22 protein-coding genes are annotated in these 26,052 nt (G+C 42.9%); 15 read left to right on the top strand and 7 right to left on the bottom strand.

The features are described from left to right. Nucleotides 1–16: 16 nt before the first annotated feature. Nucleotides 17–139 (bottom strand): hypothetical protein, encoded by a 123-nt coding sequence (locus CMAQ_RS10905; RefSeq protein ID WP_269479084.1) that lies wholly within the window; start codon nucleotides 137–139, stop codon nucleotides 17–19. Nucleotides 140–482: 343 nt separating this feature from the next. Here CMAQ_RS10905 and CMAQ_RS02370 point away from each other — a divergent pair, with 343 nt between their 5' ends. Then, nucleotides 483–1,754, top strand: a complete 1,272-nt coding sequence (locus CMAQ_RS02370; protein ID WP_012185529.1) for a glycoside hydrolase family 12 protein — start codon at nucleotides 483–485, stop codon at nucleotides 1,752–1,754. A gap of 154 nt (nucleotides 1,755–1,908) precedes the next feature. Then, nucleotides 1,909–4,365: a beta-galactosidase gene (locus CMAQ_RS02365; protein WP_012185528.1), complete on the top strand. Its 2,457-nt coding sequence runs from the start codon at nucleotides 1,909–1,911 to the stop codon at nucleotides 4,363–4,365. Nucleotides 4,366–4,463: 98 nt separating this feature from the next. On the opposite strand, the gene CMAQ_RS02360 is transcribed toward CMAQ_RS02365, so the two are convergent. Beyond that, on the bottom strand, nucleotides 4,464–4,766 hold the full coding sequence (locus tag CMAQ_RS02360; protein WP_048062620.1) for a DNA-directed RNA polymerase subunit K: 303 nt from the start codon (nucleotides 4,764–4,766) through the stop codon (nucleotides 4,464–4,466). 123 nt (nucleotides 4,767–4,889) lie between these two features. On the opposite strand from CMAQ_RS02360, the gene CMAQ_RS02355 reads away from it, so the two are divergent. The 5 genes from CMAQ_RS02355 to infB all read left to right on the top strand — a co-directional run bounded on the left by CMAQ_RS02355 (nucleotide 4,890) and on the right by infB (nucleotide 9,216). Continuing rightward, nucleotides 4,890–5,264 carry a hypothetical protein gene (locus tag CMAQ_RS02355; protein WP_156769814.1) on the top strand — a complete coding sequence of 125 codons (375 nt, stop codon included), beginning with the start codon at nucleotides 4,890–4,892 and terminating at the stop codon, nucleotides 5,262–5,264. Nucleotides 5,265–5,411: 147 nt separating this feature from the next. Next, complete coding sequence (locus CMAQ_RS02350) at nucleotides 5,412–5,666, top strand: 30S ribosomal protein S17e (RefSeq protein ID WP_048062619.1); 255 nt, start codon at nucleotides 5,412–5,414, stop codon at nucleotides 5,664–5,666. Next, entirely contained in the window at nucleotides 5,666–6,466 is an 801-nt protein-coding gene (locus CMAQ_RS02345) for a peptidylprolyl isomerase (protein ID WP_012185524.1), read from the top strand. Before CMAQ_RS02350 ends, CMAQ_RS02345 begins: the two co-directional genes overlap by 1 nt. After that, nucleotides 6,459–7,079, top strand: coding sequence for an Ntn hydrolase family protein (locus CMAQ_RS02340; RefSeq protein WP_012185523.1), 621 nt, complete (start codon nucleotides 6,459–6,461; stop codon nucleotides 7,077–7,079). The genes CMAQ_RS02345 and CMAQ_RS02340 overlap by 8 nt, the downstream gene beginning before the upstream one ends. 352 nt (nucleotides 7,080–7,431) lie before the next feature. Next, nucleotides 7,432–9,216 (top strand): translation initiation factor IF-2, encoded by a 1,785-nt coding sequence (gene infB, locus CMAQ_RS02335; protein ID WP_012185522.1) that lies wholly within the window; start codon nucleotides 7,432–7,434, stop codon nucleotides 9,214–9,216. A gap of 8 nt (nucleotides 9,217–9,224) precedes the next feature. On the opposite strand, the gene CMAQ_RS02330 is transcribed toward infB, so the two are convergent. Then, the gene (locus CMAQ_RS02330) at nucleotides 9,225–10,232 is read right to left on the bottom strand and encodes an ABC transporter ATP-binding protein (RefSeq protein ID WP_012185521.1); all 1,008 of its coding nucleotides are present in this window, start codon (nucleotides 10,230–10,232) and stop codon (nucleotides 9,225–9,227) included. A gap of 375 nt (nucleotides 10,233–10,607) precedes the next feature. On the opposite strand from CMAQ_RS02330, the gene CMAQ_RS02325 reads away from it, so the two are divergent. Together CMAQ_RS02325 and CMAQ_RS02320 are read left to right on the top strand one after the other, a co-directional pair. Further along, entirely contained in the window at nucleotides 10,608–12,518 is a 1,911-nt protein-coding gene (locus CMAQ_RS02325; RefSeq protein WP_012185520.1) for a beta-CASP ribonuclease aCPSF1, read from the top strand. A gap of 37 nt (nucleotides 12,519–12,555) precedes the next feature. Further along, nucleotides 12,556–13,269, top strand: a complete 714-nt coding sequence (locus CMAQ_RS02320; RefSeq protein WP_012185519.1) for a hypothetical protein — start codon at nucleotides 12,556–12,558, stop codon at nucleotides 13,267–13,269. Nucleotides 13,270–13,523: 254 nt separating this feature from the next. Here the strand turns inward: CMAQ_RS02320 and CMAQ_RS02315 are convergent, their stop codons facing one another. Both CMAQ_RS02315 and thiD read right to left on the bottom strand, forming a co-directional pair. Next, nucleotides 13,524–13,844 (bottom strand): MarR family transcriptional regulator, encoded by a 321-nt coding sequence (locus CMAQ_RS02315; protein WP_012185518.1) that lies wholly within the window; start codon nucleotides 13,842–13,844, stop codon nucleotides 13,524–13,526. Between the two features lie 277 nt (nucleotides 13,845–14,121). Further along, complete coding sequence (gene thiD / locus CMAQ_RS02310; protein ID WP_012185517.1) at nucleotides 14,122–15,432, bottom strand: bifunctional hydroxymethylpyrimidine kinase/phosphomethylpyrimidine kinase; 1,311 nt, start codon at nucleotides 15,430–15,432, stop codon at nucleotides 14,122–14,124. 423 nt (nucleotides 15,433–15,855) lie between these two features. On the opposite strand from thiD, the gene speD reads away from it, so the two are divergent. Beyond that, a complete protein-coding gene (gene speD, locus CMAQ_RS02305) occupies nucleotides 15,856–16,260 on the top strand; it encodes an adenosylmethionine decarboxylase (RefSeq protein WP_012185516.1) in 405 nt (134 codons plus the stop codon). Nucleotides 16,261–16,386: 126 nt separating this feature from the next. Here speD and CMAQ_RS02300 read toward each other — a convergent pair whose 3' ends face one another. Next, nucleotides 16,387–18,156 carry a DUF2070 family protein gene (locus CMAQ_RS02300; RefSeq protein WP_012185515.1) on the bottom strand — a complete coding sequence of 590 codons (1,770 nt, stop codon included), beginning with the start codon at nucleotides 18,154–18,156 and terminating at the stop codon, nucleotides 16,387–16,389. 363 nt (nucleotides 18,157–18,519) lie between these two features. On the opposite strand from CMAQ_RS02300, the gene CMAQ_RS02295 reads away from it, so the two are divergent. Further along, nucleotides 18,520–21,915, top strand: a complete 3,396-nt coding sequence (locus CMAQ_RS02295) for a DNA-directed RNA polymerase subunit B (RefSeq protein WP_012185514.1) — start codon at nucleotides 18,520–18,522, stop codon at nucleotides 21,913–21,915. Further along, entirely contained in the window at nucleotides 21,912–22,520 is a 609-nt protein-coding gene (locus tag CMAQ_RS02290) for a class I SAM-dependent methyltransferase (protein ID WP_012185513.1), read from the top strand. Before CMAQ_RS02295 ends, CMAQ_RS02290 begins: the two co-directional genes overlap by 4 nt. Here CMAQ_RS02290 and CMAQ_RS02285 read toward each other — a convergent pair. Continuing rightward, complete coding sequence (locus CMAQ_RS02285) at nucleotides 22,501–23,550, bottom strand: phosphate signaling complex PhoU family protein (protein ID WP_012185512.1); 1,050 nt, start codon at nucleotides 23,548–23,550, stop codon at nucleotides 22,501–22,503. The two genes, CMAQ_RS02290 and CMAQ_RS02285, sit on opposite strands and share 20 nt — an antisense overlap. A gap of 182 nt (nucleotides 23,551–23,732) precedes the next feature. On the opposite strand from CMAQ_RS02285, the gene CMAQ_RS02280 reads away from it, so the two are divergent. The 3 genes from CMAQ_RS02280 to CMAQ_RS02270 all read left to right on the top strand — a co-directional run bounded on the left by CMAQ_RS02280 (nucleotide 23,733) and on the right by CMAQ_RS02270 (nucleotide 26,050). Further along, the gene (locus tag CMAQ_RS02280) at nucleotides 23,733–24,188 is read left to right on the top strand and encodes an Hsp20/alpha crystallin family protein (RefSeq protein WP_012185511.1); all 456 of its coding nucleotides are present in this window, start codon (nucleotides 23,733–23,735) and stop codon (nucleotides 24,186–24,188) included. Nucleotides 24,189–24,311: 123 nt separating this feature from the next. Further along, the gene (locus CMAQ_RS02275; protein ID WP_012185510.1) at nucleotides 24,312–24,890 is read left to right on the top strand and encodes a glycosyltransferase family protein; all 579 of its coding nucleotides are present in this window, start codon (nucleotides 24,312–24,314) and stop codon (nucleotides 24,888–24,890) included. Continuing rightward, on the top strand, nucleotides 24,887–26,050 hold the full coding sequence (locus tag CMAQ_RS02270) for a glycosyltransferase family 4 protein (RefSeq protein WP_012185509.1): 1,164 nt from the start codon (nucleotides 24,887–24,889) through the stop codon (nucleotides 26,048–26,050). The genes CMAQ_RS02275 and CMAQ_RS02270 overlap by 4 nt, the downstream gene beginning before the upstream one ends. Nucleotides 26,051–26,052 lie beyond the last annotated feature (2 nt).

Here is a 26,052-nt window from a genome sequence, read left to right as displayed (position 1 = left end):
AATAATGAGTATACATTTAATGTAAATAAGCGAGTAGTACTTGTTGTGGATTTCTTTCCCTAGGATACTTAGCCAACGCCGTTAATCCCCTTGCCCGCTTCCTTAAATCCAGAGCCAATTGCCTTAACTCACTTTGCATTACTTCTTCACCATCCTACTATGAAAACGCATACCCACCTTAGGGTATTATATACCTCACACACCAGCGTCAACTGGATCCTTAAGTTAGAAAATATGATTAAAACTCTCCCTTCACTAACTCTAAATTAACAAGGCTTTTCTTTGCTTCCCCTATAACTCAGTATGTTAACTTACTATGCAACTGATTAGCCGCATTCAAGTACGTATAGTACCGTAGTTGGTTTAAAATGATTAATAAAATGTATGTAAGATGCTTATATACTTGAATTAAAATACTATCGCTAATTTTAGTGTTAAGTAAGCTATAGGGTAAACTTAAAAAACCTTAAGCCACATAACATATGCCGGCAATAGGTAAGTGGGTTACGTTCTTATTAGCAATAATGATCGCAGCCAGTCTCCTAGTTACATATGCCCAGCAAGTGGTGCCGCTGGTTCCAGCCTTTAACACTACGTCAAACGTAGTGGTTATTGGCAATATGTCTAGTCAATACGTCTCAAAGCTTCTTGGTTACGCCTTATTCTTTACTAATCTTTGGGACATGGGCTCAGGTACCTCGGGTTCAACTATCTTAATGTATAATGCTGCTGAGGGAGTGGCATATTATATACGGAATTACACCTTCATTAAGCCTACATATTCATACGATGTCACTCTTGGTTACCCTGCAATATTCTATGGTCATTCACAGTGGGGTGGCTTATATCCTAAGATGAGTCCATTACTAATGCTTCCAGCTCAAGTCATATCGCTTCCAGGTATTTGGGCTTACGTGAACTACAGTACGGTTAAGTTCACTCCCGGTAACCTGCAGTTTGACTTATCACTACAGGTTTGGCTGGGGGCAACGCCTAATGAGACCAGTGGAGCCCAGCCAGGTGATTTAGAGGTGATAATATACTACTATACGCATAATATGGCCCCGGGTGGTTCAAATATGGGTACTATAACTGTGCCTACGTTTGTTAACGGTAGTATTGTTGATGAGAGTTGGCAGGTTTGGGTTTACTACGGTGGATCAAGCATGTGGACTATAGCTTGGTTTGTACCAAGTATTAATCAGCCAAGCGGCTACGTTGGATTAAACATAACTGGTATGCTCTACGACTTATTCAATATACTAGTTACCAATTGGCCGCTGCAGTGGAACTTCACTGGGTTACTGAACTACTACTTATTCCAGCTTGGTAACGACTTCGGTACATCAAGTCAATTAAGTAACGTCTTCGAGAACATAACAGTATATAAGTATTACCTTGAGTTAACTAAGCCATTAATACCGATAATCACGGTAACCAACACAACAACAACCACAGTCACCACCACGGCAACAACCTACGTAACATCAACAGTAACCAGCACAACCACTACCACTGTAACCTCAACCACAACCTCAGTTAGCACTACCACTGTTACTTCACCTGTGACTAGTACGACAACGTTAACAACCACATCACTCTTAACCACCACTAGTACCGCAACATTGGTAAGCACTTTAACCAGTACCTTAACAGTTACTAAGGAGGTTATTGGGACAAGCGTAATAGTGGGCATAGTAATCATAGTAATCGTAATAGCAGTCATTGCGGCGCTGCTGGTTAGGAGGAGGTAGGTTAACGGCAAGGTATTAAACAATATTTAAATTATTCCCTATGAATTTCCTAAAAGGCTTCATGCTAATTAAGTCTAGTAATCGTAAACACTGCATAATGTTTACCCTCCTTAATACCGTAAAATTAAAAAGCGCGAATGCATCATGAATTAATGTGAGGATCTCAAAAATACTACTGGTGGCTGCGGTATTATTAATACTAATTGAGTTTACTCCGCCTGTTCACGGGGAATCACCGCCAATGGTTTGGTCAACTCAGGTACCGTACTTGAATCCCAGTGGTGCACCTCATGATTTCAAGTACTTCATGGATATTAAGGAGCTTGGATTTAATACCATCTTCCTAACTGTTCCATGGGGTGCTGTTGAGTATGGGCCTAATGAGTATGACTTCCATGTGCTTGACCAGTACATGAATTACACTAGGGCATTAGGCATTAGGGTCATTTTAGTCTTCTTCTACTCAGTGCCAGCCGCCACCGGTGATTTTAACGCCACACCGCCCTGGCTTATTAATAATGGTGAACTTGAGGTGAATTCAAATGGCCACCCCCAGTCTCCACCGGCCTTGGCTTGGTGGAATGAAACTGATAGGCAGTATTACTTCGGTTTCATTAAGACCGTGGTTTCAAGATACGTTAACTACAGTAACTTCCTAGGCGTACTTGTGGACTATGGTTGGCTTGACGATGACTGGGGTCCTGGTGTTAATGGCTTACCTCCAGGCTATGCTAAGAGTGATATAGTGATGTTTCAGCATTGGTTAATGCAGGTTTACCACGATAACATAACTCTACTCAATATGGAGTGGGGGACTGATTACAGGAGTTTTAGTCAAGTGAATCCACCTACACTGCCATTCATTGGTGATTGGCGTTACTTCCAGGAGTTCAGGGTTTGGAGCATTAATGAGACCTACAGTGAATTATTCAGTATGATTAGGAGCATTATTGGGCCCAATAGGTTACTCTTATTCTACTGGGGTGGTTCAATAGATGATATTTACAGCCTACAGATGCCTGAATTATACTTCCAATTAGCTGAAAGGTACAACGTAACCATTGTACTTGATGACGCTGACTGGACTAACTTTGCAGTGTTCTTCGGTAACCTAGCCAGGGTTTACCATGTTCACTTAATGATGGAGTGGACGCCTGTACCCAGTTCAAGTTCATACTACGGTAAATACATATCCCACCTAATCCTCGGTTACCCATGGTTAATAGGCGGTGATTACTACGTCTTCATAAGGAGCCTAGACTGGTTCTACCCAACAGTCCAATTAAATACCATGGCCACTGGAATCTATGAGTTAATTAATGGAACTTACCCAAGCACTAAGGTTGCGTTACTGTACATGACCATGTTCGGGGGTACTTACAGTGATTGGCGCTATTTAGTTCATGAAACAGGCCTAATACCCACTAGTTTATTCAACGTGAATAATGAGTACGCCTACTACCCATTCAACATAATAACCGTTAATGAATTAGCCGCAGGCTTAGTTAACCTATCCAACTACAGGTACATTATATTAATGGTGCCTGAAAAACTAATCCCAAGTAGTGTGCGGGGTATTATTAATCAATGGAGAAGTAGGGGTGGTGTCCTAATACCCTTTAATTCAAACTGGTTAAGCAGCGGCCTAGGTGGTGCCCTCAGTGGTATTGAGGAACCGGTAATAACTACTAACGCCTCAGTGGAGGCTTTCCCAATAATTAACAATGACTCAGTATTCCTAGCCCTAAATAATTACGGTAATCCACTTAACACGCTTCACGTTAACGTTAACTTAACAGCATTAGGCTTACGCAACGGCACGTACGCTGTAATTAACCTTAATGGCGGCGACCTAATTAACGTAACCACTGGAGGCTTGGCTTCATTCAACATTAACCTATACTACACCCAGAGTGCAGTTATGGTGGGTATAATACCCGTTAATCCGGTTAACATTATTGTTAATGTAAGTAGCGTTAACGCAAGCTACAATTACGATACCGGGGTCTTCAACATTAATATTAATGGGTTAATTTCACCTAAGGGTGATTACCTGATTATTGCATTAATACACCCCAATTTAACTCAAGCAGGTATGCAATTCACAAGCAATGGCCTAGTGTATGAGTCGGTTGCCGCCGGTGAGGCTACTAGTAATGGTGGTTACTTCACCATCAACCTTAAAGTACCCATGTATCAATTGATGCTTAATAGCTATACCCTAGTGCTTAACGTATACGTTATTAGTGATGGGTATGTAATCAACGGTGAATCATATTTACTTAACGTGAACCTTAACTCCACATTAACCCCCTATGGTTGGGTACCCTCAGTAACAGGGGTTAACTTAAGCAAGTATGCCGTATTAATAATGGCTAAGCCTCCCCCAGTAACCACTACCACGGTCACTGTTCCAGTTAACCTAACTACCACGGTGACTACTGTGGTGACTACCACGGTGGTTAGTACTGTGGTAAGTACTGAGGTAAGTACATTAACGTCAACCATCATTAGGAGCATTATCCCCGAGTCCACAGTGGTGGCTATTACTGTGGGGGTCATTGTATTAATAATAATAGTAGCCTTAATCGCTAGGACTAAGGTTAAGTAATAATTAATCCACTGTTTACAAATCGGTAAGTGCATTATTGTTTAATTAATGGGTAAGGTCCCCGGTAAGTAACTGCATCTAGGGCGTGGAGTTGTGGTTTAATATGTCATAACGTTTCTTTCAAGTTCCTGCAGCTCCTTAAGCGTGTACTCAACCCTCTTACCGTTGGGTAGTCTCCTAATTATTATGAAGGGTAGTAAACCCCTCTTAAGCTCCTCGAAGGCTATTGCCACTGGGTCTGAGGTCCCTATCTCCTTTGGGTTAACTAATGGTGGTGCACCATCCATTAATTGCCTAGTCCTAACTGCAATTATCTTAGCGAACTCGTACTTAGTTATTCGGGGTGGGTAGGGTAATTTACCATCCCTAATTAAAGAGTATAATTCGTCGATTGTTGACATGCCTGTCTTCAATAATTAAGCCCTTTATAAACTTAACTACGTGTTAACAAGGCTTTCAACCACATGGATGCTTTAATGAGGTTTATGAGGATAACTATTAAAGGGGGGTTACGCATATTTACAGTGATGGAGGATATAAGGAAGTGCATACTGCTTGACTCAATTAGGATGCTTGATGGATCATGCAGCATAGATAAGTTAGCCTTATTAATGTACATAGTGGATAAGCAAAGCGGCTTCTCAGTATTCACCTGGAGTATTGAGGATTACTTCCCGGTTAGTCAAGACTTCCTGGATACTGTTGAGGAGTTGAGGAGGGGTGGCTACGTGGTTGTTGATAATGGTAAAGTTAGCGTAACTGATGCAGTATTCGACTCCTCAGCCTGCAGTAATCACTGGCTCTACGGGAGGTTAATAAGCTACGTCAGTGATGTAATAGGTAAGTACAAGGGTAAGGATGTTAATGAGCTTTTAAGCGAAGTAGTGGAGATACCTTAGCGCATTCAGTAAATTAGGAATCACGCAGGCTTACTTACCACCTAAGGGTTATTAGGTTAGGTGGAATGATTTTGAGGTTAAGGGGTGTTTAGAATTAATCCTCATGCTAAGAAACGCTTAAAACCACCGACTCAACATCGTTGCTTAATGGGTAAGGTTAGGCCAGCTTACATTAAGAGGGTTGGTAGAATGCTTATGGAGCAGTACCCTGATAGGTTTACTGAGGACTTTGAGCATAATAAGCAGGTGGTGGGTCAATTAGTTGAGGGGGTTTCGAAGAAGGTTAGGAATAGGATTGCAGGCTACATAACATCACAGGTTAAGCGCATTAAGACTGCTGGCGAGGAGGAAGAGGTTGAGGAAAGTGAAAGTGTAAAAACCAGTAGTGAGGGTGGTTCCTAATGGTTCTGCAGAAGGGTGACTACATACTTCTGGACTACACCATGCTTACGAAGGAGGATGGTAAGGTTATTGAGACCACTATTGAGGAGAAGGCTAAGGAGGCTAACATATATGACCCTAATCAAGCCTACGGCCCAAGGTTAATAATACTTGGTGAAACAAAGATCTTCGAACCCCTTGAGGAGGCCCTACTGAAGAGTGACGAAGGCTCTGAGGTTACTGTGGAGGTTCCCCCTGAGAAGGCCTTTGGCTTAAGGGATCAAGGTAAGGTTAAGGTTGTTTCAATTAGAGAATTCTACAGGGCTGGTAAGGTGCCTAGGGTTGGTGACATTGTTGAGTACAATAATCAGAGGGCTAGGGTTATTTCAGTCTCAAGTGGTAGGGTTATCCTGGACTTCAATCACCCATTGGCGGGTAAGGTGATTGTGGTTAACGCTAAGGTTGTTAAGAGGCTTACCACTGATGAGGAGAAGGTTAAGGAGATAGTTAGACAGTACTTACCTAGGTTAGACATGAGTAGGGTTGAGGCTAAGCATGAGAATGGTCAAGTAACCATAAAGCTACCCTCAGAGGTGCTATTCATTGAGGGCATCGGCACCGTTAAGTTCAGGATAGCTGAGGAATTAGCCCAGAGGTTCACTGACGTCAAGAAGATAGTGTACGTGGAGGAACTTGAGGTATCAAGGGAGGAGCAGCAAACCCAGCAACCACAGGCTACTCAGGAGGAGGCTCAACAGGCACAGGCGGCTGCACAACAGCCGCAGCAGATTCAGCAGACTCAGGGTGGTTCCAGTGAGTAGGATTCATAATGATCCAAAGGTCCTATTAACTGGAACAACAACAGTGGGTGTGGTTACTAAGGAGGGTGTTGTATTAGCCACTGACAGGAGGGTTACCGCAGGCTACTACATAGCTCATAGGAAGGGTAGGAAGATATGGAAGATTGATAACCACGCGGCAGCAACAATGAGTGGGGCAGTGGCTGATGTACAAATGATACTAAATGAATTAACCCACTTAGCAATGAACTATAGGATAACGCACCAAGCCCCAGTACCAATTAAGACGCTAGCTAACTATGCCTCAGTAGTCATGTTCTACAGCAGGCCGATGATATACATAGCCCACATGATAATAGGTGGAGTGGATAATGAGGAGGGGCCGGTCCTATATGCGGTTGACTGGTACGGTAGCTTCACAAGGGAGGAACGCTTCATGTCAACGGGCAGTGGTTCACCAACGGCCTTCGGTGTGCTTGAGGATGGTTATAGGGATGACATGAGCCTTGATGATGCTGTTAAGCTAGCCACCAGGGCGGTTAGAGCGGCGATGCTTCATGACCCAGGAAGTGGAGAGGGTGTTGACGTCATAACCATAACTAAGGAGGCTGGGTATAGGGAAGTACAGGCTTAAACAAGTTTACTCATTATCCTCCTCGTATTAAAACTAGTCAAGTATCCTCGCTTAGAGAGAAGCTTAATGACCTTATTCACAGTATTCTAAATTACCCTCATGTAGGCGCTCATAGTATTAAAAGTTAACTTGGATTCGTGAAAAACCAATTATTATTTAGCCGGGGCCCATGATGGATACTGTCCTAAGGACTCCAATGCTACTTAAGTTAAACGCAGTTGCTGGTAAACTCACTATACATTTATCAACTGGTATGAATCCCATCAAGCTTTCAAGAACTCGAGCATTCCCCCTACCGAGTAACCTTTTGTGAAAAGCTTATTAAATAGGATTAACCCTTACTTCTGATACCATGTCTGAGAATTATAGGGCACCCATAGTGGTTGTTGTTGGGCATGTGGACGTTGGGAAGACATTACTGTTGGATAAGATTAGGAACACCATGGTAGCCTACAGGGAGCCAGGTATGATTACCCAGCACATTGGCTTATCCTACTTGCCTTGGCCTATCATTGAGAAGTACGCTGCCCCAGTTATTGAGAGGTATAGGTTGAAGGGTAAGGTTTGGGTTAAGGGCTTCCTAATGGTTGATACCCCAGGTCACGCAGCCTTCTCTAACCTTAGGCGTAGGGGTGGTTCAGTGGCTGACTTAGCCATACTTGTAATCGACCTAACTAGGGGTTTTGAGGAGCAGACTTATGAGAGCCTAATACTGCTTAAGAGTAGGAATATACCCTTCGTTGTGGCGGCTAATAAGGTTGATAGGATATATGGGTGGAAGCCAATACCCAATGCCTCAATACTAGACTCCTATAATGCCCAGGATGAGGAGACCCAGGGTAGGCTTGAGGAGGCTTTAGCCAATATAATAATGGATTTTAATAAGCAGGGCTTTGAGGCTGAGAGGTTTGATAGGATAACTGACTTCAGTAGGCAAGTACCCATAGTGCCCACCAGTGCAGTGACAGGTGAGGGTATCCCGGATTTACTGGTTCTAATGGCTGGTTTAACCCAAAGACTGGTTAAAGATAGGTTAAGGTTAGTTGGTGGTCCAGGTAAGGGTGTTGTAATGGAGGTTAAGGAGGAGAAGGGGCTTGGAACCACAATGGATGTGGTCCTCTACGATGGTGTCATGAGGAAGGGAGACACCATAGTGGCCATGGGCCTTAACGGCCCTGTGGTTACTAGGATTAGAATGATGGTGATGCCTAAGCCGCTTGATGAAATGAGGGACCCGGAGGATAAGTACATGCATATTAATGAGGTTGAGGCAGCGGCTGGGGTTAAGGTGATTGCGGATGGGTTGGATGATGTTGTGCCAGGTTCATCAGTGTACGTGGTTCAGGGTGATCCTAAGCCGTACATTGATGAGGTTGTTAAGGATGCTGCATCAGTTAAAATTGAAACTGATCAAATAGGTGTTGTGGCTAAGGCAGACACACTAGGTACGCTTGAGGCCATGGTGCTTTACCTAAGGTCACAGGGAATACCTGTTAGGAAGGCTGATATTGGCCCAGTAACAAGGAGGGATATTATAGATGCCTCAGTGGTTAGGAGGAAGAATCCACTATATGGTGTAGTACTGGCGTTTAACGTTAAGGTCCCTAAGGAGGTTGAGGAGGAGGCTAAGGTTCAATTAGTTACAATATTCCAAAACAATATCCTTTACAGGCTTGTTGAGGAATTCACCAAGTGGTTTAACGAGGAGAAGAGTAGGCTTATTGAGAGTGAGTTAAGTAAGTACGTTAGGCCAGGTAAAATAGCCATAATACCAGGCTACGTATTCAGGAGAAGTGACCCAGCAATAGTGGGTGTTGAGGTGTTGGGTGGTTTAATTAAGCCAGGTTACAGGTTGGTTAAGGCTAATGGGAAGGAGGTCGGCGTCATAATGCAGATTCAGGATAAGGGTAAGCCGATTCAAGTGGCTAAGAAGGGTATGAGTGTGGCGATTTCAATAGAGGGTAATGTAATTGTTGGTAGGCACATTAAGGAGGGTGACGTACTCTACGTTAACGTACCATTGGAGCATGCTGTTAAATTAATAATGCAGTATAAGGATCACTTAAGCAGTGATGAAGTTGAGGTACTTGAGGAATTCATGAAGCTTAGAAGCACCTGGAAGGCTCAAGCCCAATGAGTACTCATTTACCTCTTGGCGTATAGCCAGCAGGCAACGTATATACCCTTCTTAACCTCAATCATGGGCGGCTCCTCCCTACGGCAAATATCCATGGCGAATGGGCACCTTGGATGAAACCTACAACCCGGAGGCGGGTTAGCTAAATTAGGCGGCTCGCCTGTAACAACCTTCCTTTCACTAAACCTATTCTTGGGGTCCGGGTCAGGTATAGCTTCAATTAAGGCTTGAGTATAAGGGTGATGAGGTTCCTTTACCACATCTCTATAGGACCCAATCTCAGCCATCTTACCAGCATACATCACCAGTATCTTATCACTGAAGTACTTTGCGGTGGAGATATCGTGTGTAATGTAGGCGAAGGCAATCTTATCCCTTTCCTGAATACTCTTAAGAATGGTAAGTATCTCAACCCTCACTGAGGCGTCAAGCATTGAGACAGGCTCATCAGCAACTATGAAATCGGGCCTAGTGACAATGGCCCTAGCTATGGAAACCCTCTGCCTCTGGCCCCCTGAAAGTTGATGAGGATACTTGTATAGGTAATCATCAACTGGTGTCAACTTAACCTCCTCAAGAGCCCTGCGGACTAATTCATCTCTCTCCTTGGGGTCTATACCATTAATTATTAATGGTTCCTCAACAATGAACTTAACATTGTGGTAGGGGTTAAGGCTTGAGAATGGGTCCTGGAGAACAATCGCGGTTCTTCTCCTGAACCAAAGTAGGTTATGATCATCCTCATGGGCAATATCCTTGCCATCAAAGAATAATTCACCCCCAGTGGGCTTAAGAAGCCTAATGAGGACCCTGCCTAACGTTGTTTTACCACTGCCTGATTCGCCAACTATTGCCATTGTTTCACCATTACCGATACTAATGCTTACATCATCAACAGCCTTAACGTACCTGGGTTTTGAGAATAAGCCTGTACGCACAGTATACCACATTCTTAGTCTATGAGCTACAACAAGCTGATTACCATTAATCCACGGCGTGTCTGAGAAATCAGGCATTATTTCACCGCGGCGTTATCTTAATCATAATGGGTATTTAAGTATTTAACCACCTAGGGAAATACCTATCTCATAATTAAATCATTATCTTAATCTTAGTTCCCTCTAAAAATAGGCTCATGGATCATTATTCCTAAATTAATTTCCTGATTACCGATGCATTTTAAATATAAATAATGCAGCATACGTAAGGTATTCCTAGGTAAGGACTGGGTTAATTAACGTGATTCATAAGTGAGGCAATTAATTCATTACTCTAATAAATGGGATTAAGCGATAGGGTGTATTGGGTTAAAGAAGGGTGTTGAGTTAGCTTTTGCATAACGTTTATAAATACCTTAGGGTAATGAGACATGTCTTGAGGGTGTTTATGGAATGGCGCTTAGACCTGATATAGAGGAGAAGATTATTAAGATGCTGCCTGAGGAGGCTAAGGTAACTAGGATTGAGTTTGAGGGGCCTCACGTATCCATATACTCACTTAACCCAGGCTACATCATGAGTAATAGTGAGTTAATAAAGATGCTTGCTAAGGAGCTTAAGAAGCACATTATAATTAAGGGTGATGAGAAGGCTAGGGCACCTAAGGAGGAGGTTGAGAAGGTTATTAGAAAGATGATAACTGATGGTGGTAATGAGGTTGATAAAATTTACTTCAATGATCAATTAGGTGATGTCTACATATTCCTTAGGAAACCCCAGGTAATTAAGGGTCTTGATAAAGCTATATTATCTCAAACAGGTTGGAGACCAGTAATAGTTACAACAGCCCTAGATATGTCTAAGGGTTTACCTAGGGATGACATTGATGCTGTTAACAATGTGGATATGTTGATGAGTAAGGAGAGGGCGGAGTTCCTGAAGAGCATTGGTTTAAGGATACATAGGCTACCGGTGTATAAGAATGAGTACGTTAAGGTAACTTGCCTAGGCGCATGCTTCGAGGTGGGTAGGAGTGCGTTGCTTATTGAGACCAGTGAAAGCAGGGTCCTACTTGATGCGGGTGTTAAGCCCAGTGGGGGTATGGATGAGGCTCCGTTCTTTGACGTAATAGATGTTGATAACCTGGACGCTGTGGTGATTTCCCATGCTCACCTGGATCACATAGGTATGCTACCCTACCTATACAAGTATGGTTACAAGGGTCCAGTATACATGACTGAGCCAACCAAGTACCTAATGGAGATTCTCTTAACTGATTACATAGACTTATCCTCTGAGCGTGGTTACTCTTACTATGGGTTAAGTGAATTAGCTTCAAGCCTATACCACAGCGTCACGGTGGATTACGGTGATGTTACTGATATTTCACCTGACATTAAGTTAACGCTCTATGATGCTGGTCATGAGATTGGTTCAGCCTTATCCCACCTTCACATTGGTAATGGGTTATATAACATAGTTTACACCGGTGACTTCAAGTACGGTCCCTCTAGGTTACTTAACCCAGCCCACAGTATCTTTAAGCGCGTGGAATTACTCATAATGGAGTCAACCTACGGTGGTAAGGATGATGTTCAGAAGCCTAGGGAGGAGGCTGAGGCTGAGTTAATTCAACTGGTTGGTAAGACCCTTGAAAACGGTGGTAAGGTGCTTATACCAGTCTTCAGTACAGGTAGGGCTCAGGAAATATTATTCCTACTTAATGATTCAATGCAGGCGGGTAAGTTAACTAAGGCCCCAATATACGTTGATGGTATGGTTCTTCAGACACTTAACGTCCACTTAATGTTCCCGGATTACTTGAATAATAATGTTAAGGAGTTGATATACGATGGGGTTAACCCATTTATCTCAGAGTACGTTAAACCAGTGGAGAGGGCTAGGAACCCTGATAAGAGGCAGGAACAAGTCATGGATATACTGCAGGGTCCACCATCAATAATACTGGCGCCGCATGGTATGCTTAGTGGTGGGCCAGCCATGGATTACTTCGTCCATATGGCTGATGACGCCAAGAACAGTCTAATATTCGTATCATACCAGGGGGAGGGGACCCTGGGTAGGAGACTTATTCAAGGTGAGCGTAAGGTTAACTTAAAGTACTATGACCAGGATATCACCGTTAATGTTAACATGAATGTATTCCATGAACCAGGCTTCTCAGGTCACAGCGATAGGAAGCAGTTAATGAACTACGTGGGTAGGATTGAGCCTAAGCCACATAAGGTTATGCTTGTTCACGGTGAACCAAGTAAGTTAATGAACCTGGCTTTAAGCATAGAGTTAAAGTATAAGATAGATACAGTAATGCTTAACCACCTTGAGTCAATTAGGTTAGTTTAGGGAAACATTAATTAACGTTAACTTGAATTAAGCATCAATGGATGTGTTAGTTGAGGTTAATCCATTAAGGGTTAAGCCTGAGGAGGTTAGTGGACTGCAGGTAACCTTGAATACAGTGGATTACATTAAGGGTAATTGGGGTAAGTCACTGCCTGAATTAGCCATTGAACTGGAGGAATATGAGCCATTAACGATTAGGGTACCAACACCAAGGAGGATTAGGGATTTCACTAGGATAATGGAATTAGCCAATTACCTAAACTTAAATGAAGTAATAATAAGGCCCCCGGGGGGAAACCTGGATGATTTCCTTAATATAGCTGCTGAGTATAATATTGTATTATCATGGTTCGTGAAGACTGAGTCAGACATACCTCCTGTTCCTCCACCCCATAGGTTTAGTTTAACAGTTGATGTACCATCATTTAAGGGTTTAAGGAAACTACTTGAGTTCCTCTTACCTAATCTTAATATTGTGAGTTTCATTTATGCTCATAATATTAAGAATGGCAAGGGTGGTTACCCAATAATGAATGGTCCCATCGACTACTTGAAAATAATGAGAATATTGACTGCATTAGGGTGGAGTGGAGCCACTGTGTTGAGTTACAGGGATGAGTTCACGGTGAATTATAGGAATGATGTTAATGCGTTAAAGGCATTCATTGAAAGTGCTGGATCAACTGTATTGGATAAGGGAACACTGAGGATGCTTAACTCCATAATGAGAAGGCTAATGGGTAATCCTTAATTCAAGGTTAACCCTCTAGCCGTTTAGGATTACTTGCTTTCTTATTATTTCTACTGTCGTAGTGAGTAGGGTTAAATTATTATATTGCTTATTGAGTTCTTAGTTTTGGATTTGTGAAGAGGAGATTTATCAGCCGGAAACCGGATTCCCGAGGCCACACATACGCATGGTTTCACTTCTATCTATGTGTGGGTTGCCTGGTCACCTTAATAGAGTGGGGAACGGGAATGAGGAATTATATTAAGGGTTAATTCTTAATTCTTCTTATTATCCTTACTGTATTTAAGTAATTTACTTATTAAATCCCAGTTAGTTAATCCGGCGCTACTTAACCTATAGTATACTCCATGACTAGTCTGGACTCTTTCAATTAAATTATGGGCCTCAAGAATATCTAAGTGGTAAGTCACGGTTCTGTAATTAACCTTAAGTGCCTTAGCTAATTGACTGGCGTTTAATTGGCCATTCTGCTTAAGCAATGTAAGTATCTTAAGCCTAGTCTCCCCACCCCTAGACGCGTAAAGCAGCCAAACCAATAATCTCCTAACATCCTTATAGTCTCTACTTCTATACATTCACTAGCCTAATTCACGGCTTCTGGTTTAATAAATTACTGAGTCATAGATTTTTACGTACACAGTCAAGAACAGCAAACTATACTTAGGGCAAGTAGTATTCGCATACACTGCACATTTCCCATTACTCCCTTGGATTAACTGCACACTGAGTGATGGAAGTTCTTATCCTTTAGGAATAAGGCATGATTATTCGTGATTTTTAAATAAGCGATTGGAGATCTAATGTTAATGGGAGGGGTTCTCTGAGTCTCCCCAATAGGGAGCCGGCAGGCCATTAACTAAGCGCCTTCATTAACTTATTAACCACAGCGGTGGCTGATTCACCCATTATAACGAGATCATTAAAGCTGGTTAAGTGAATGGCGTCAGGTACTCTATTCAATGACCTTAAAGCCTCAGTGAGCGCGCTACTAATGAGTCTTGCCTCATCTCTGCTTAAACCATACTCATACGTACTTAACACTCTCTTGACCCTACTTATTAGGTTACTTAAACCACTTATGAGCAGTAACGCCCTTAACTCCGGATTACTGTTAACCATGCCTAAGGCGTACTTAACTAGGCGACCACCACCGCTACGCGTAATTATGCTGATTGGTAACCCTTCCTCAATACTCCTCCAGGTTACTGTAATCACATTACTTGGATCAATGGCGTAGGGTTGTGGTGGAGTAACGGCTATGCCACCATTATCCTGAGAGTCAATTAACTCACCTACCTTATTCTTAATAATACTCATTGCATTGCTTAAATCCATCACAGCATCATACCTATAAGCCCTTAACTCAATCCATGACATTGGGTTAACTGGACCATGACCATGACCCAGGGGTAGGGAGTACTGAATAGCCATTGTTATTAACTCCTTAGCCTGCTTAATGGAGTCCCAAGGACTCATACCTTTAGCTAAACCAGCAGCTATGGCTGCTGAGAAGCTGCATCCAGTACCGTGGGTGTTTCCTGTACTAATCCTGGGTGCGCTCAATTCCCTGTATTCACCATTATCCCTAAAGTAAACCACGTCAATGCTCTCAGCACCCGTAAGGTGCCCACCCTTAACTATAACGATTTCGGGGTGAAACTCCTCCGCAATCCTCTTAGCCGCTGCCTTAGCATCATTAAGGTTCCTAATGCTGACTCCAGATAAGGCTTCAGCCTCAGGGATATTTGGGGTTACCACCTTGGCTAGGGGAATTATGGTTCTCCTTAAGGTATCAATGGCATCCTGCCTCATTAATGGGTCCCCGCTCTTAGCATACATTACAGGATCTACAACTAATGGGAATCCCCACCTCCTAACTACCTTAGCCACGCTCTCCATTATAGGTGAACTACTCAGCATACCGGTCTTAGCCGCATCAACACCAATATCCTCAGCAACAGCGTTAATCTGGGCCTCAACAATACTGGGTTCAATCTCCTGAACTGCCTTAACACCAAGCGTGTTCTGAGCGGTGACAGCGGTTAACGCAACCATGCCGTAAACCCCCATGGCGTGGAATGTCTTTAAATCAGCCGTAATACCAGCCCCACCCCCTGAGTCCAGGCCTGCTATTGTTAATGCCTTGGGTAACTTAACCGCCATGTTTTAAAGGTGGTTAATCACCTTAATAAACACTACTATAGGTTACCCATAACATGGTTATTATTGCACACCTTAAGGATTAATTCAATTATGGTTAAGCCTACTACTGAATCAGCAGTTCCAGCAGTAATCACTCACTCATGCAAATGCCTCCTCATCACTAAGCCTAACCCCAAGTAGTGGTTAATATGGTTAACTCAGCATCAATGCTGTAATACCCATAATCAGTTGGGTTCATTACATTATCCCACTCGATTTGTGAATTATCTATATACTTCTTCACTCATGATAATTACGTTTCCTAGATTTGACTAGGGCTAACTTACCTATGTTAATTAATAAATTAGATATATATAGCGGTGGTTAATGGTGGGAAATGTTTAAAAACAGGTCAGTTCCTTGATTAATCGGGCAATTGGAAAAATGTTGCAACAGCAGGAAAGTCCAATCCCCCGACTGGGGGTTGGGGAAGAGGGTGTGGTTGGTCGACATGTATTTGGTGAAGTATGGGGGGTTAATGATAAGTTGCTTCAGGATGACGAATACTTGAAGAACCTTGTGATTAAAGCAGCTGAGGTTGCTAATATGCATCTTGTTGATGTTAAGGTTTGGCGCTTTGGAGGTGGGGATAAGGGTGGGGTATCAGTAATAGCCTTAGTACTGGAGTCACACATAGCAATACACACCTGGCCTGCATATAATTACGCCACAATTGATGTCTACACCTGTGGTGAGCATTCAAGACCTTGGGACGCCTACGACTACATTATAAAGCAACTTAACCCCAAGACCTTCACTAAGACTATTGTTGATAGGAGCAGTAAGTAAATGTTACCGTAATTTAATTAAATAAACCCAACACCTTGTTTTTTCTCGCATTCCCTTATCTTTTAATACTGCTCATTACTTCCATTAATTATGCTGGGGTAAGCAACCCTTAGTGTTATTATGGGGTTAAAGTATTATGTATGTTGCTATTATTGATAGTGCTATTGGGGCGATGAATAGTAGTGATGCGAGTATTGGTGTTAAACTAACGGCACTGGAGGCTGCCTTAACCATGCCGTAGAATCCATCAGACCCCACTACGCGTATTCTACTTGAAGCCTCCGTGTAACTGACTTTAACCACTGGGATTTTAGGATTATTAACAGCATCCAGTATTAGCCTTATTAGATCATCCTTGCTAACCCAATCACCAACAACATGGTAACCAACCTTACCGAAGAAGCCAGTGTACTGGTGGTTATCAGTCGTCACTACTTCAGCCAGGTAACCCACCTCCCCTAGTCTCCTCCTAATTTCGTCAGCTAGGTCCGGCTTAATGTTATTACCATCAATAACCACTAAGGCTGATGAAGTGTTGTTGAAATTCATTAATAATACGTATATTCCATTATCCCCAATCTCCATGAATGAGCCAGGCACCTTACTCCTAGGTATGTGAATAACACTTAACCTCAACTCACCCTCAACGTCAGGGGTATTCAGTACTTTTCTTAATCCATTAATTAAATCCCGTACATCATCATCACTCCAGGAGTTATCACTACTGAAGCTGTTCTGCGAGTCAACTATTATGAATCTATTAACTTCATCACCCAATTCCTCAGCAACACTGTTGTAAACATATGATGGTATATCATCCATGGACTTCCTTATACGGGATACCAGGACCAGGTTCTTACCGTTAGCTATTGGTAGAACCATAAGCCTAATATCCCCTGACTCCACGTTCATAATTGGCTTAGCCCTAATAACCTCTGTGTGATTACTGGACCTAAGCTTAATCATGGCTTGCCTAATACTGTTAACCACGTTAATGGTGTCATCGTATGAAGCTGGATCAACCTCATGACCACCGACACCATGTAAATACACTAACCTAGTCTTCATTGACTTAGCGACCTTGACTAAAATGGGTATTAAGTCTGCCCCACCCACGTGGCTTAATGGTCCTGCATGAATATATGGCACGACTATGAATGAGTCATTACCATTATCTCCAATTACATGTATCACGTGGATCCTGACGTCAGAATCCTTTGACGACCTTAGGAGATGAAACTCCATGAATGATCCATCACCCGTTATCATGGTGTATATGAAGGCTCCAAACATTTTCAAGTAATATAATGTTCCCTTAACCTTATGTATGATTATCATGGAGAGCATTATCAGTATGGATATTATGAAGAGAACCAAGTCAAGCAATAGCACCCTGGGCATGCTTATGGTGTCATGGGTTAAGGCACCTATGATTAGGTAAACGGGTAATTGAATAATTATCACTATGACTAGGAGCAACGCCAGGTCCGTTAAGTAACCTATCGTTGATCTTGATCCAACAGGATCTTTAAGTAGAGATACCATTAATGATAATGGCGCCAATGCTGCTAAGGCACCGGCCATGACCACTGGTTTACCTTCAATAATACTCATTACTGAGTCTATTACTATTGACTCAATCATTATTACTAACACTGTCGTGTAGTATATCCTGAATGAACCCACGCTAGTCATCCTCATTGTTATTAAGGCTAATGCCACTGAAGCCAGAATATAGAAGGTTGAGACCAGGAGGGCGTATAGTGGATTCAACCCTACTCTACTAAGGATTAACGGTGGGGTAATCACCATTAGCACTAATCCTATTAACCTAATTAAGCCACCTGCATGTATGCCGAAGAGTATCCCATAGCCGCGTTCAAACCTCCTACTCATTCAACGGTTCACGTAGGTGCTGATTATTTAAAAGTATCCACATAGGTAATGATGCATCAAACACGGTTAAGGATCATTAACATCAATTAACCGGTAAATGGGGATCCAGGGTTCCTACACGGTGATCCCAGTATCATACCTGTCATTCCGGGGAGAAAAATATAAAAATACTAAAGCTGAATGTAGAAGTCTATGAATAAGGAATGTGTTCGACATTGCGTGGCTGAGTGCTACGATAATGACGTTAGGGTTAATGAGAGTTGTCTCTCAGATTGCATAGAGGATTGTCTCATTACACTACAAGCCAAGCCCACTCCACTGGAGATGAAAGTTTATAAACCTACTCAGTGATGATGCAGCCTTGTGAGTAGTGTTAGGAGGGATTCTCAAACGTCATTACTGCCATTGCCGATACTCCGAGCGGAGGATTCAGGAGGATACATAGCCAGTGAGGATAGGTGGACTCTTGTTGAATCATACGTGAGGAGTTATGGGTTGGTTAGGCATCAGATAGATTCATTTAATGATTTCGTGGATAGGAAGCTTAAGGAGATAGTTCAGGAATTTAACATAGATCTGGGTGACGTTAAGGTTAAGTTCATTGATGTTGAGGTTGGGAAACCGAGGTTTAAGGAACCCACTGGGGTGGAGAATGTAATATACCCAATGGAGGCTAGGTTAAGGAACATAACCTACGCAGCACCCATGCGGCTTAAGGTCATGCTCTACATAAATGGTGAAGAATACACTGAGACTGTTCCCCTAGGTGACTTACCTATTATGGTTAAATCAAAGTACTGTAACCTATACGGCTTAAAGCCCCAGGCCATAGTTAAGAAGCTTGAGGACCCAAATGACCCAGGTGGCTACTTCATAATAAACGGTAGCGAGAGGGTTGTGGTTTCCCAGGAGGACCTGGCTCTTAATAAGCCAATATATGATTACGATGAGAGGGGGGCCACAAGGATACCTAGGGCTAAGATAATATCCATGGGTCCAGGCTACAGGACTACGGTGGTTGTTGAGTACCATAAGGATGGTGTAATTTACGTCCAGATACCCAAGATACCCACTAGAATGCCCTTCCCAGTGGTCATGAGGGCCCTCGGCCTTGAGAAGGATCAGGACATTGCTCTAGCTGTGAGTGATAATGATGAGATTCAAAGGGAGTTGCTTGCATCATTCGAGATGGCTATTCAAATAGCGCCAACCGTTGATGAGGCTAGGGACTACATAGGTAGGAGGATTGTGCTTGGTCATCCCAGGGAGATAAGGATTCAGAGGGCCCTTGAATACCTTGATAAGTACTTCCTACCTCACCTGGGCACTACGCCTGATGATAAGGTTAGGTTAAGCAAGGCCATTGAGCTTGGTCAAGCAGTGGCTGGTGTTATTGAGCTTTACAAGGGTTGGAGGCAGCCTGATGATAAGGATCACATGTCTAATAAGAGGGTTAGGCTTGTCGGTGACTTACTGGCCCAATTATTTAGGTCAATATTCGCCCAGTTTGTTCAGGATCTTAGGAATCAATTGGAGAAGCAGTACTCAAGGGGTAAGATACCTGAATTAAGGACAATAGTTAGGGCTGATATAATTAGTGATAGGCTTAAGCACGCCTTATCCACAGGTAATTGGGTTGGTGGAAAGACTGGGGTCACGCAGATGCTTGATAGGACTAACTATGTTTCAACAATAAGCCACCTAAGGAGGGTTGTTTCATCATTAAGCAGGACTCAGCCTCACTTTGAGGCAAGGGACCTTCACCCAACTCAATGGGGTAGGTTATGCGCCATAGAGACCCCTGAGGGGCAGAACTGTGGTTTAGTTAAGAACATGGCCCTTATGGCCACTGTAACAGTGGGTGTTGATGAAGCCAGCGTGGAAGCTATGTTGAGGGAAATGGGTGTTATTAATGTTCTTGACGCCAGAAGGAATGAGATTAAGGGGGCTAATGTACTGCTTAACGGTAGGTTAATAGGTATTCATAGGGATCCACAAGCCCTCGTAAACGCCATTAGGGAGGCCAGGAGGAGGGGTGACATTAATGGTGAGGTTAACGTTGGTTACATTGAGAAGCTTAATGAGGTTAGGGTTAACTGTGACGGTGGTAGGTTAAGGAGGCCACTGTTGATTATAAGTAATGGTAAGTTAAGGTTAACTAAGGAGCATATCGAGAAACTGAGGAGTGGGGAGTGGACTTGGGACGACTTGGTTAAGAATGGTATAGTGGAGTACCTTGATGCTGATGAGGAGGAGAACGCCATGGTAACCATAGGTGATACTAAGGATGTTGACTTAAGCAAGTACACGCACATGGAGATTATACCAAGCATAATGCTGGGCGCTGTGGCGCATATAATACCTTACTCTGAGCATAATCAATCACCCAGGAACATTTATGAGGCAGCCATGGCTAAGCAATCCCTAGGATTCCCCTACTCTAACTACAGGTATAGGATTGACAGTAGGGGTCATTTACTACTCTACCCTGAAAGACCCCTGGTGACCACAAGGGGTCTTGAGCTAATAGGCTACAGTATGAGGCCATCAGGTCAAAATGCAGTGCTTGCGTTAGTGTCATTCATGGGTTACAGTATAGAGGATGCAGTCATGATTAATAAGGCAGCCATAGAGAGGGGTATGTTTAGAAGCATCTTCTACAGGTCATATGAAACCGAAGCCATGAGGTACCCCATGGGTGAGAACGATAGGATAACCATACCACCACCCACAGTTAGGGATTATAGGGGTGCTGAGGCCTACGCCCACCTGGATGAGGACGGCATAGTGCCTCCAGAGGTCTTTGTATCAAGTAAGGAGGTTTTAATAGGTAAGATAAGCCCACCAAGGTTCTACAGTGCATTGGCTGAGAGTCAACTTGCCGGTGAGTGGAAGGATAATTCAATAACAGTGAGGAGGGGTGAGAAGGGTATTGTTGACCAAGTCCTAATAACTGAAAGCAGTGAGGGCTTTAAGTTAATTAAGGTTAAGGTTAGGGAACTTAGGATACCTGAATTAGGTGACAAGTTCGCTTCAAGGCATGGGCAGAAGGGTGTAGTGGGTATGATAGTGCCCATGGAGGATATGCCCTTCACTGAGAACGGTATAACACCGGATGTGGTTATTAATCCGCATGCACTACCAAGCAGAATGACCATTGGGCAATTGCTTGAGGCCATAGCAGGTAAGACTGCTGCACTATACGGTACACTGGTTGATGCAACACCCTTTGAGGGTGTTCCTGAAGGCACTATTAGAAGCATGTTAATGAAGGCTGGGTACAGGTGGAGTGGTAGGGAGACGATGTACAGTGGGTTAATGGGTACTAGGCTTGATGCAGATATATTCATTGGAGTAGTGTATTACCAGAAGCTACACCACATGGTTGCTGATAAGATACATGCCAGGGCAACTGGACCAATGCAGATACTGACCAGGCAACCAACAGAGGGTAGATCCAGGGAGGGTGGGTTGAGGCTTGGTGAAATGGAGAGGGATGTCTTAATAGCCCATGGAGCCGCAGCGCTGCTTCACGAGAGGATGGTTGAGTCAAGTGATAAGTACGTGATGTACGTGTGCGAGGACTGTGGTATGATGGCTTGGTGGGATGACTTCAAGAAGAGGCCAATATGCCCAATACACGGTGATAAGGGGAGGATAGCCAAGGTCATTGTCCCCTACGCCTTCAAGCTACTGCTACAGGAGTTAATAAGCCTAGGCATATACCCGAAGCTTAAGCTCTCTGAACCCATAGGATGATAGGCTACTTCCCAAACTTCACCTATACTCCATCAGACGACACTTATCAAACACTTAACGTCACCCTAACCCTACTTAAATTAAGGAGTAGGTATGATTACTTCATTGAGGTGGGTAGTGGTTCAGGCTACATAATAATTAACGTAGCAAGGAGTTTTAATTCATTCAAGAGGTTAATAGCCACTGATGTTAACTGCACCGCGGTTAGGGAGACGATTAAGCATGCTGAGGATGAGGGTCTTCATATTGATGCAGTCTGCTGCAACCTTACCGACTGCTTAAGGAGTCTTAATAACTCGTTAATAGTGTTCAATACACCATACTTAACTTGCAGTGATGATGAGTTAAACAGCGGTGACCCAGCTTACGTGTCCATCTGCAGGAATTACAGGGGTGATGTTTTAGTAGACTTACTTAACGTTATTAAGACTGGCTGCTGTGAATTCATCCTCACCATTAGTGGTGATGGGTTAGAGTACTTAATATCATTAATCAGGAGTATTAGGCCACTGTACTTCATTGACCTACTCTTCAATAGTCATATGTTTTTTGAGGATACTGTAACAGTGCATTTAACGCCTGAAATTAAGCCACCTCAATCATAATGTTTAACAGTGCCTCCCCAATGTCTGAAATATATTCAAGCATCCTGGCTATGCTGTATAGTATTGAATCGAATGCAGCTATTATTGTTGGTGATGTTTCATACTCCCTTAAACTCCCCTGAAGCCCACGAACTTCATGCGCCTTCTCCCTAGCTAAGTCAATTAGGTTATTTATCTCATTAACACTATTGGTTACCTGGGATGAAATAGGCTTACTTAATACGCTTATTAACTCCATTACCTTATCTACGTATTCAATAACCTTATCCCTCTGCTCCTTGGGGATACCCATAATGTATTGTTGACCCACCGGTATTAGTTCATTAGCTATCTGGACTATGTGGTCTGAAAGCCTCTCCAGTGACTTATTTATTAAGGCGTAGTCAAGTATTGTTCTTGGATCCTTGATCCCTGACATTGAGGCATAGTAACTGCTTGTGGTTAGTTTCTTAAGTATCCTGTTAAGGAGCCAGTAGAACCTATCAACCTCATTATCCCTCTCCACTATGTCGACTAGGATATTCTTATCTACTGTGTTTAACGCAACCTTAATATCATCCAGCATACTCTCAATAACCCTAATAATCTTCAACACTATGTCGCTTATACTTATGTCACCGGGTATGTTTATGAGGTTTTGAAGCGTTAACGTGTTCCTACCCTCATCAACTATCTCAACCCCAGTCAGCTTCCTCCTGGCAACATCCTTAATATCCTTCTTCAATCCTATAGCGTTTTGGTTAAAGAATAGTCTAAACACATCGTAGCCGGCTAGGTAGTATCCTAGGGTTACCCTGGTTAACCTATCCCCCTTAGCCAGCTCCTCAGTGACCTCAATCTTAGCCTCAGTGTAGGATGGTTTAATAGCCTTCTTGGGAACCAGTAGAAGTGACATATCCCTCTGGGGCAGTAGTACAACCTCATCACCTGGTTGAAGGTTTAATTGCCTAGCCCACTCCTTAGGCAACGAAACTATTAACGTTGAGCCGCCTGTTAATTGAATCCTCCTGGACTCGGACTCAAGCGCCACTATAGGTCACATTACCTACCCCACCCACCTATAAATACTTTATGCTTAATACCCTAAATCAATTACCAATTGATAATTAACGTTTACTTATATTAAAAACTTACACCTAAATATTACACATTACACCACAGCGCCCTATTTTAAACGAGGAGGTTATTACCACCACTGTTTAAATAAACATTATGGAGGTTCAGATTGTTAAGGAGGAGCAGCAGGTAGTTAATAACCCACCCAACATAGGTAGGGAAATCACTGAACTTGAGAAATCCCTGAGGAGGATAATAAGTAGTCTAGTAGTCACAGGTAGTAAGGATATTGATAGGGAACCACCCATAGATATATATGAGGATGGGGATAAGGTTATAGTGCTCTTCGACATGCCTGGTGTACGTAAGGAGCAGATTAAGCTTAGAATTGGTATGAATTACATTGAGGTTAATGTTGAACCCACCGCCTATATTGCCACTGGGAAACCAGTACTGCTTGAGAGGTTTAGTAACTATAAGCTACATAGGAGGGTTGAGTTACCGTTTAACGTGAAGCTTGATGACGTTAAGGCGTATTATAAGGATGGTGTACTTCAGGTTCACTTAACTAAACTACCAGGTTATAATACAGCTGAGGTCGCTATTGAATAATCAATACTATTATAGAGTTAATACTCATTGATTTAAACCAGTACTTTAATACCGTTAACAAAGCCCTATGAGCATATTTATTTTGCTTAAACCTTTAAAAAGGGCTATAGATTTTGCTAATGAATGCGCATTATAGGATTTTCATGGGAGTATCCTAGGATAGGTTCACCGTTAACTGATCTTCAATACCTAGTAGCATCAGTCTCCTCAGCCCTTAAGGCACTGGGGCATGAAGTAGTAATTATTACACAGGGAGGTGGCCAAACCCCGGATTTTGACGGCATTAAGGTTATTAACTTTGACCTGCCCATTAAGGATTACCCAAACGTGGTGTCGTACGGCCTCAGTTCATCAGTACAAGTCATAGCTAACATGAGGTATAGGGTTAATGGTGAATTCAATAAAGTAATATGCTTCGAGTGGGGTGGTTGTGTAATGGGGTTACTGGCTAAGGTTACTCAACCATGCTGCCTAAACGCTGATGTTAACTGCATAGCGCTTTCCACAGAGTATGAACGTGGTGACCCTGATGGAAATATTATTAGTTCATCAATAGCAAGCATTGAGGGGTGGGTTTTTAGGCAGTGTGATAGGGTTTATGGGCTTAAGCAGAGGACTGTGGATTATTTTAAGAATAGGTTCAATATAAACGCCGACTACGTACCAACAATTGATGAGTTAGCCAGGGTGGTGGTTAAATGAGGGTACTTCATCTTTCCTGGGAGTACCCACCACACATAGTTGGTGGCTTAGGTAGGCACGTGTACTACATAACCCATGAGCTCATTAAACTGGGTGTTAATATTGATGTAGCCACTGTGGGTTATGAAGACACCCACGTTATTGATGAGGGTGTTAACGTGCATTTAATCGACGCATTCAAGGTTAGGGTACCTGACTTCTCATCATGGGTTCACTCCTTCAACATATTCATGATGATGGATTTAAGCCACATAAGTGAGGTTGATGCAATTCACGTTCACGACTGGTTAACTGCACCGGCAGGTATTGTGCTTAAGCATAGGTTTAAGATACCCTTAATAGCCACAATACACGCCACGGAATACGGCAGGAGGGGTGGATTGCATAGCCTTGAGTCCAAGCATATTCATGAGTGGGAGTGGTTACTTGCCTATGAGGCATGGAAGATCATAGTCTGCAGCAACTACATGGCCAATGAGGTGAAGAGCGTCTTCGGTGTGCCTGATGATAAAATAGTTATGATACCTAACGGCATAGATAAGGCGCTACTCAGCTTTAAGCCTAAGTACGACCGCTCCAGGTACGCTTACCCCTGGGAATTACTAATAGTGTTCTACGGTAGGTTAGTTTACGAGAAGGGTCCTGACTCTGTGATTAGGGCTTTCGCCAAGTTAATGAGCAGGATGAGTAACATTAAACTCGTAATAATTGGTGATGGGCCGATGAGGGAGTACTTAGTTAACCTGGCTAATCAACTTGGGTTAGGTAGTAAGGTTTACTTCACAGGTAAGGTGAGTGACGATGAGTTATACAGCATAATAGCTCACTCAAATCTAGTCATATTGCCAAGTAGATATGAGCCATTCGGTATAAGTGCACTTGAGGCCATGGCGCTTGGTAAACCATTAATAGCAACTAATAGGGGTGGGCCAACGGACTTCATTAGACATATGGAGAATGGGGTATTAATCAACCCAGATAACCCTGATGAAATAGCCTACTACGCCGAGATGCTGCTTAAGGATGAGGGCTTAGCCCGTAGGTTAGCTAATGAGGCTAGGGGAACGATAATGAAGGGGTACACTTGGGATATTATAGCTAAGAAAACTTATGAACTCTATAAAACAATAATTGAGGAGAGGGCTAAGGTTAATTGGTAAAT

Source organism: Caldivirga maquilingensis IC-167 (assembly GCF_000018305.1).
Classification (GTDB): Archaea; Thermoproteota; Thermoprotei; order Thermoproteales; family Thermocladiaceae; genus Caldivirga; species Caldivirga maquilingensis.
The sequence above is the reverse complement of the archived record's forward strand: the minus strand, read 5'-3'. Positions and strand labels throughout refer to the sequence as shown.

Coding starts and splice junctions, on each gene's coding strand:
- speD (WP_012185516.1), top strand. CDS start 15,856: ATGTTGCAACAGCAGGAAAGTCCAATCCCCCGACTGGGGGTTGGGGAA.
- CMAQ_RS02320 (WP_012185519.1), top strand. CDS start 12,556: ATGGATGTGTTAGTTGAGGTTAATCCATTAAGGGTTAAGCCTGAGGAG.
- thiD (WP_012185517.1), bottom strand. CDS start 15,432: ATGGCGGTTAAGTTACCCAAGGCATTAACAATAGCAGGCCTGGACTCA.
- CMAQ_RS02360 (WP_048062620.1), bottom strand. CDS start 4,766: ATGTCAACAATCGACGAATTATACTCTTTAATTAGGGATGGTAAATTA.
- CMAQ_RS02290 (WP_012185513.1), top strand. CDS start 21,912: ATGATAGGCTACTTCCCAAACTTCACCTATACTCCATCAGACGACACT.
- CMAQ_RS02280 (WP_012185511.1), top strand. CDS start 23,733: ATGGAGGTTCAGATTGTTAAGGAGGAGCAGCAGGTAGTTAATAACCCA.
- CMAQ_RS02330 (WP_012185521.1), bottom strand. CDS start 10,232: ATGCCTGATTTCTCAGACACGCCGTGGATTAATGGTAATCAGCTTGTT.
- CMAQ_RS02275 (WP_012185510.1), top strand. CDS start 24,312: ATGCGCATTATAGGATTTTCATGGGAGTATCCTAGGATAGGTTCACCG.
- infB (WP_012185522.1), top strand. CDS start 7,432: ATGTCTGAGAATTATAGGGCACCCATAGTGGTTGTTGTTGGGCATGTG.
- CMAQ_RS10905 (WP_269479084.1), bottom strand. CDS start 139: ATGCAAAGTGAGTTAAGGCAATTGGCTCTGGATTTAAGGAAGCGGGCA.
- CMAQ_RS02315 (WP_012185518.1), bottom strand. CDS start 13,844: ATGTATAGAAGTAGAGACTATAAGGATGTTAGGAGATTATTGGTTTGG.
- CMAQ_RS02350 (WP_048062619.1), top strand. CDS start 5,412: ATGGGTAAGGTTAGGCCAGCTTACATTAAGAGGGTTGGTAGAATGCTT.
- CMAQ_RS02370 (WP_012185529.1), top strand. CDS start 483: ATGCCGGCAATAGGTAAGTGGGTTACGTTCTTATTAGCAATAATGATC.
- CMAQ_RS02270 (WP_012185509.1), top strand. CDS start 24,887: ATGAGGGTACTTCATCTTTCCTGGGAGTACCCACCACACATAGTTGGT.
- CMAQ_RS02300 (WP_012185515.1), bottom strand. CDS start 18,156: ATGAGTAGGAGGTTTGAACGCGGCTATGGGATACTCTTCGGCATACAT.
- CMAQ_RS02325 (WP_012185520.1), top strand. CDS start 10,608: ATGGCGCTTAGACCTGATATAGAGGAGAAGATTATTAAGATGCTGCCT.
- CMAQ_RS02345 (WP_012185524.1), top strand. CDS start 5,666: ATGGTTCTGCAGAAGGGTGACTACATACTTCTGGACTACACCATGCTT.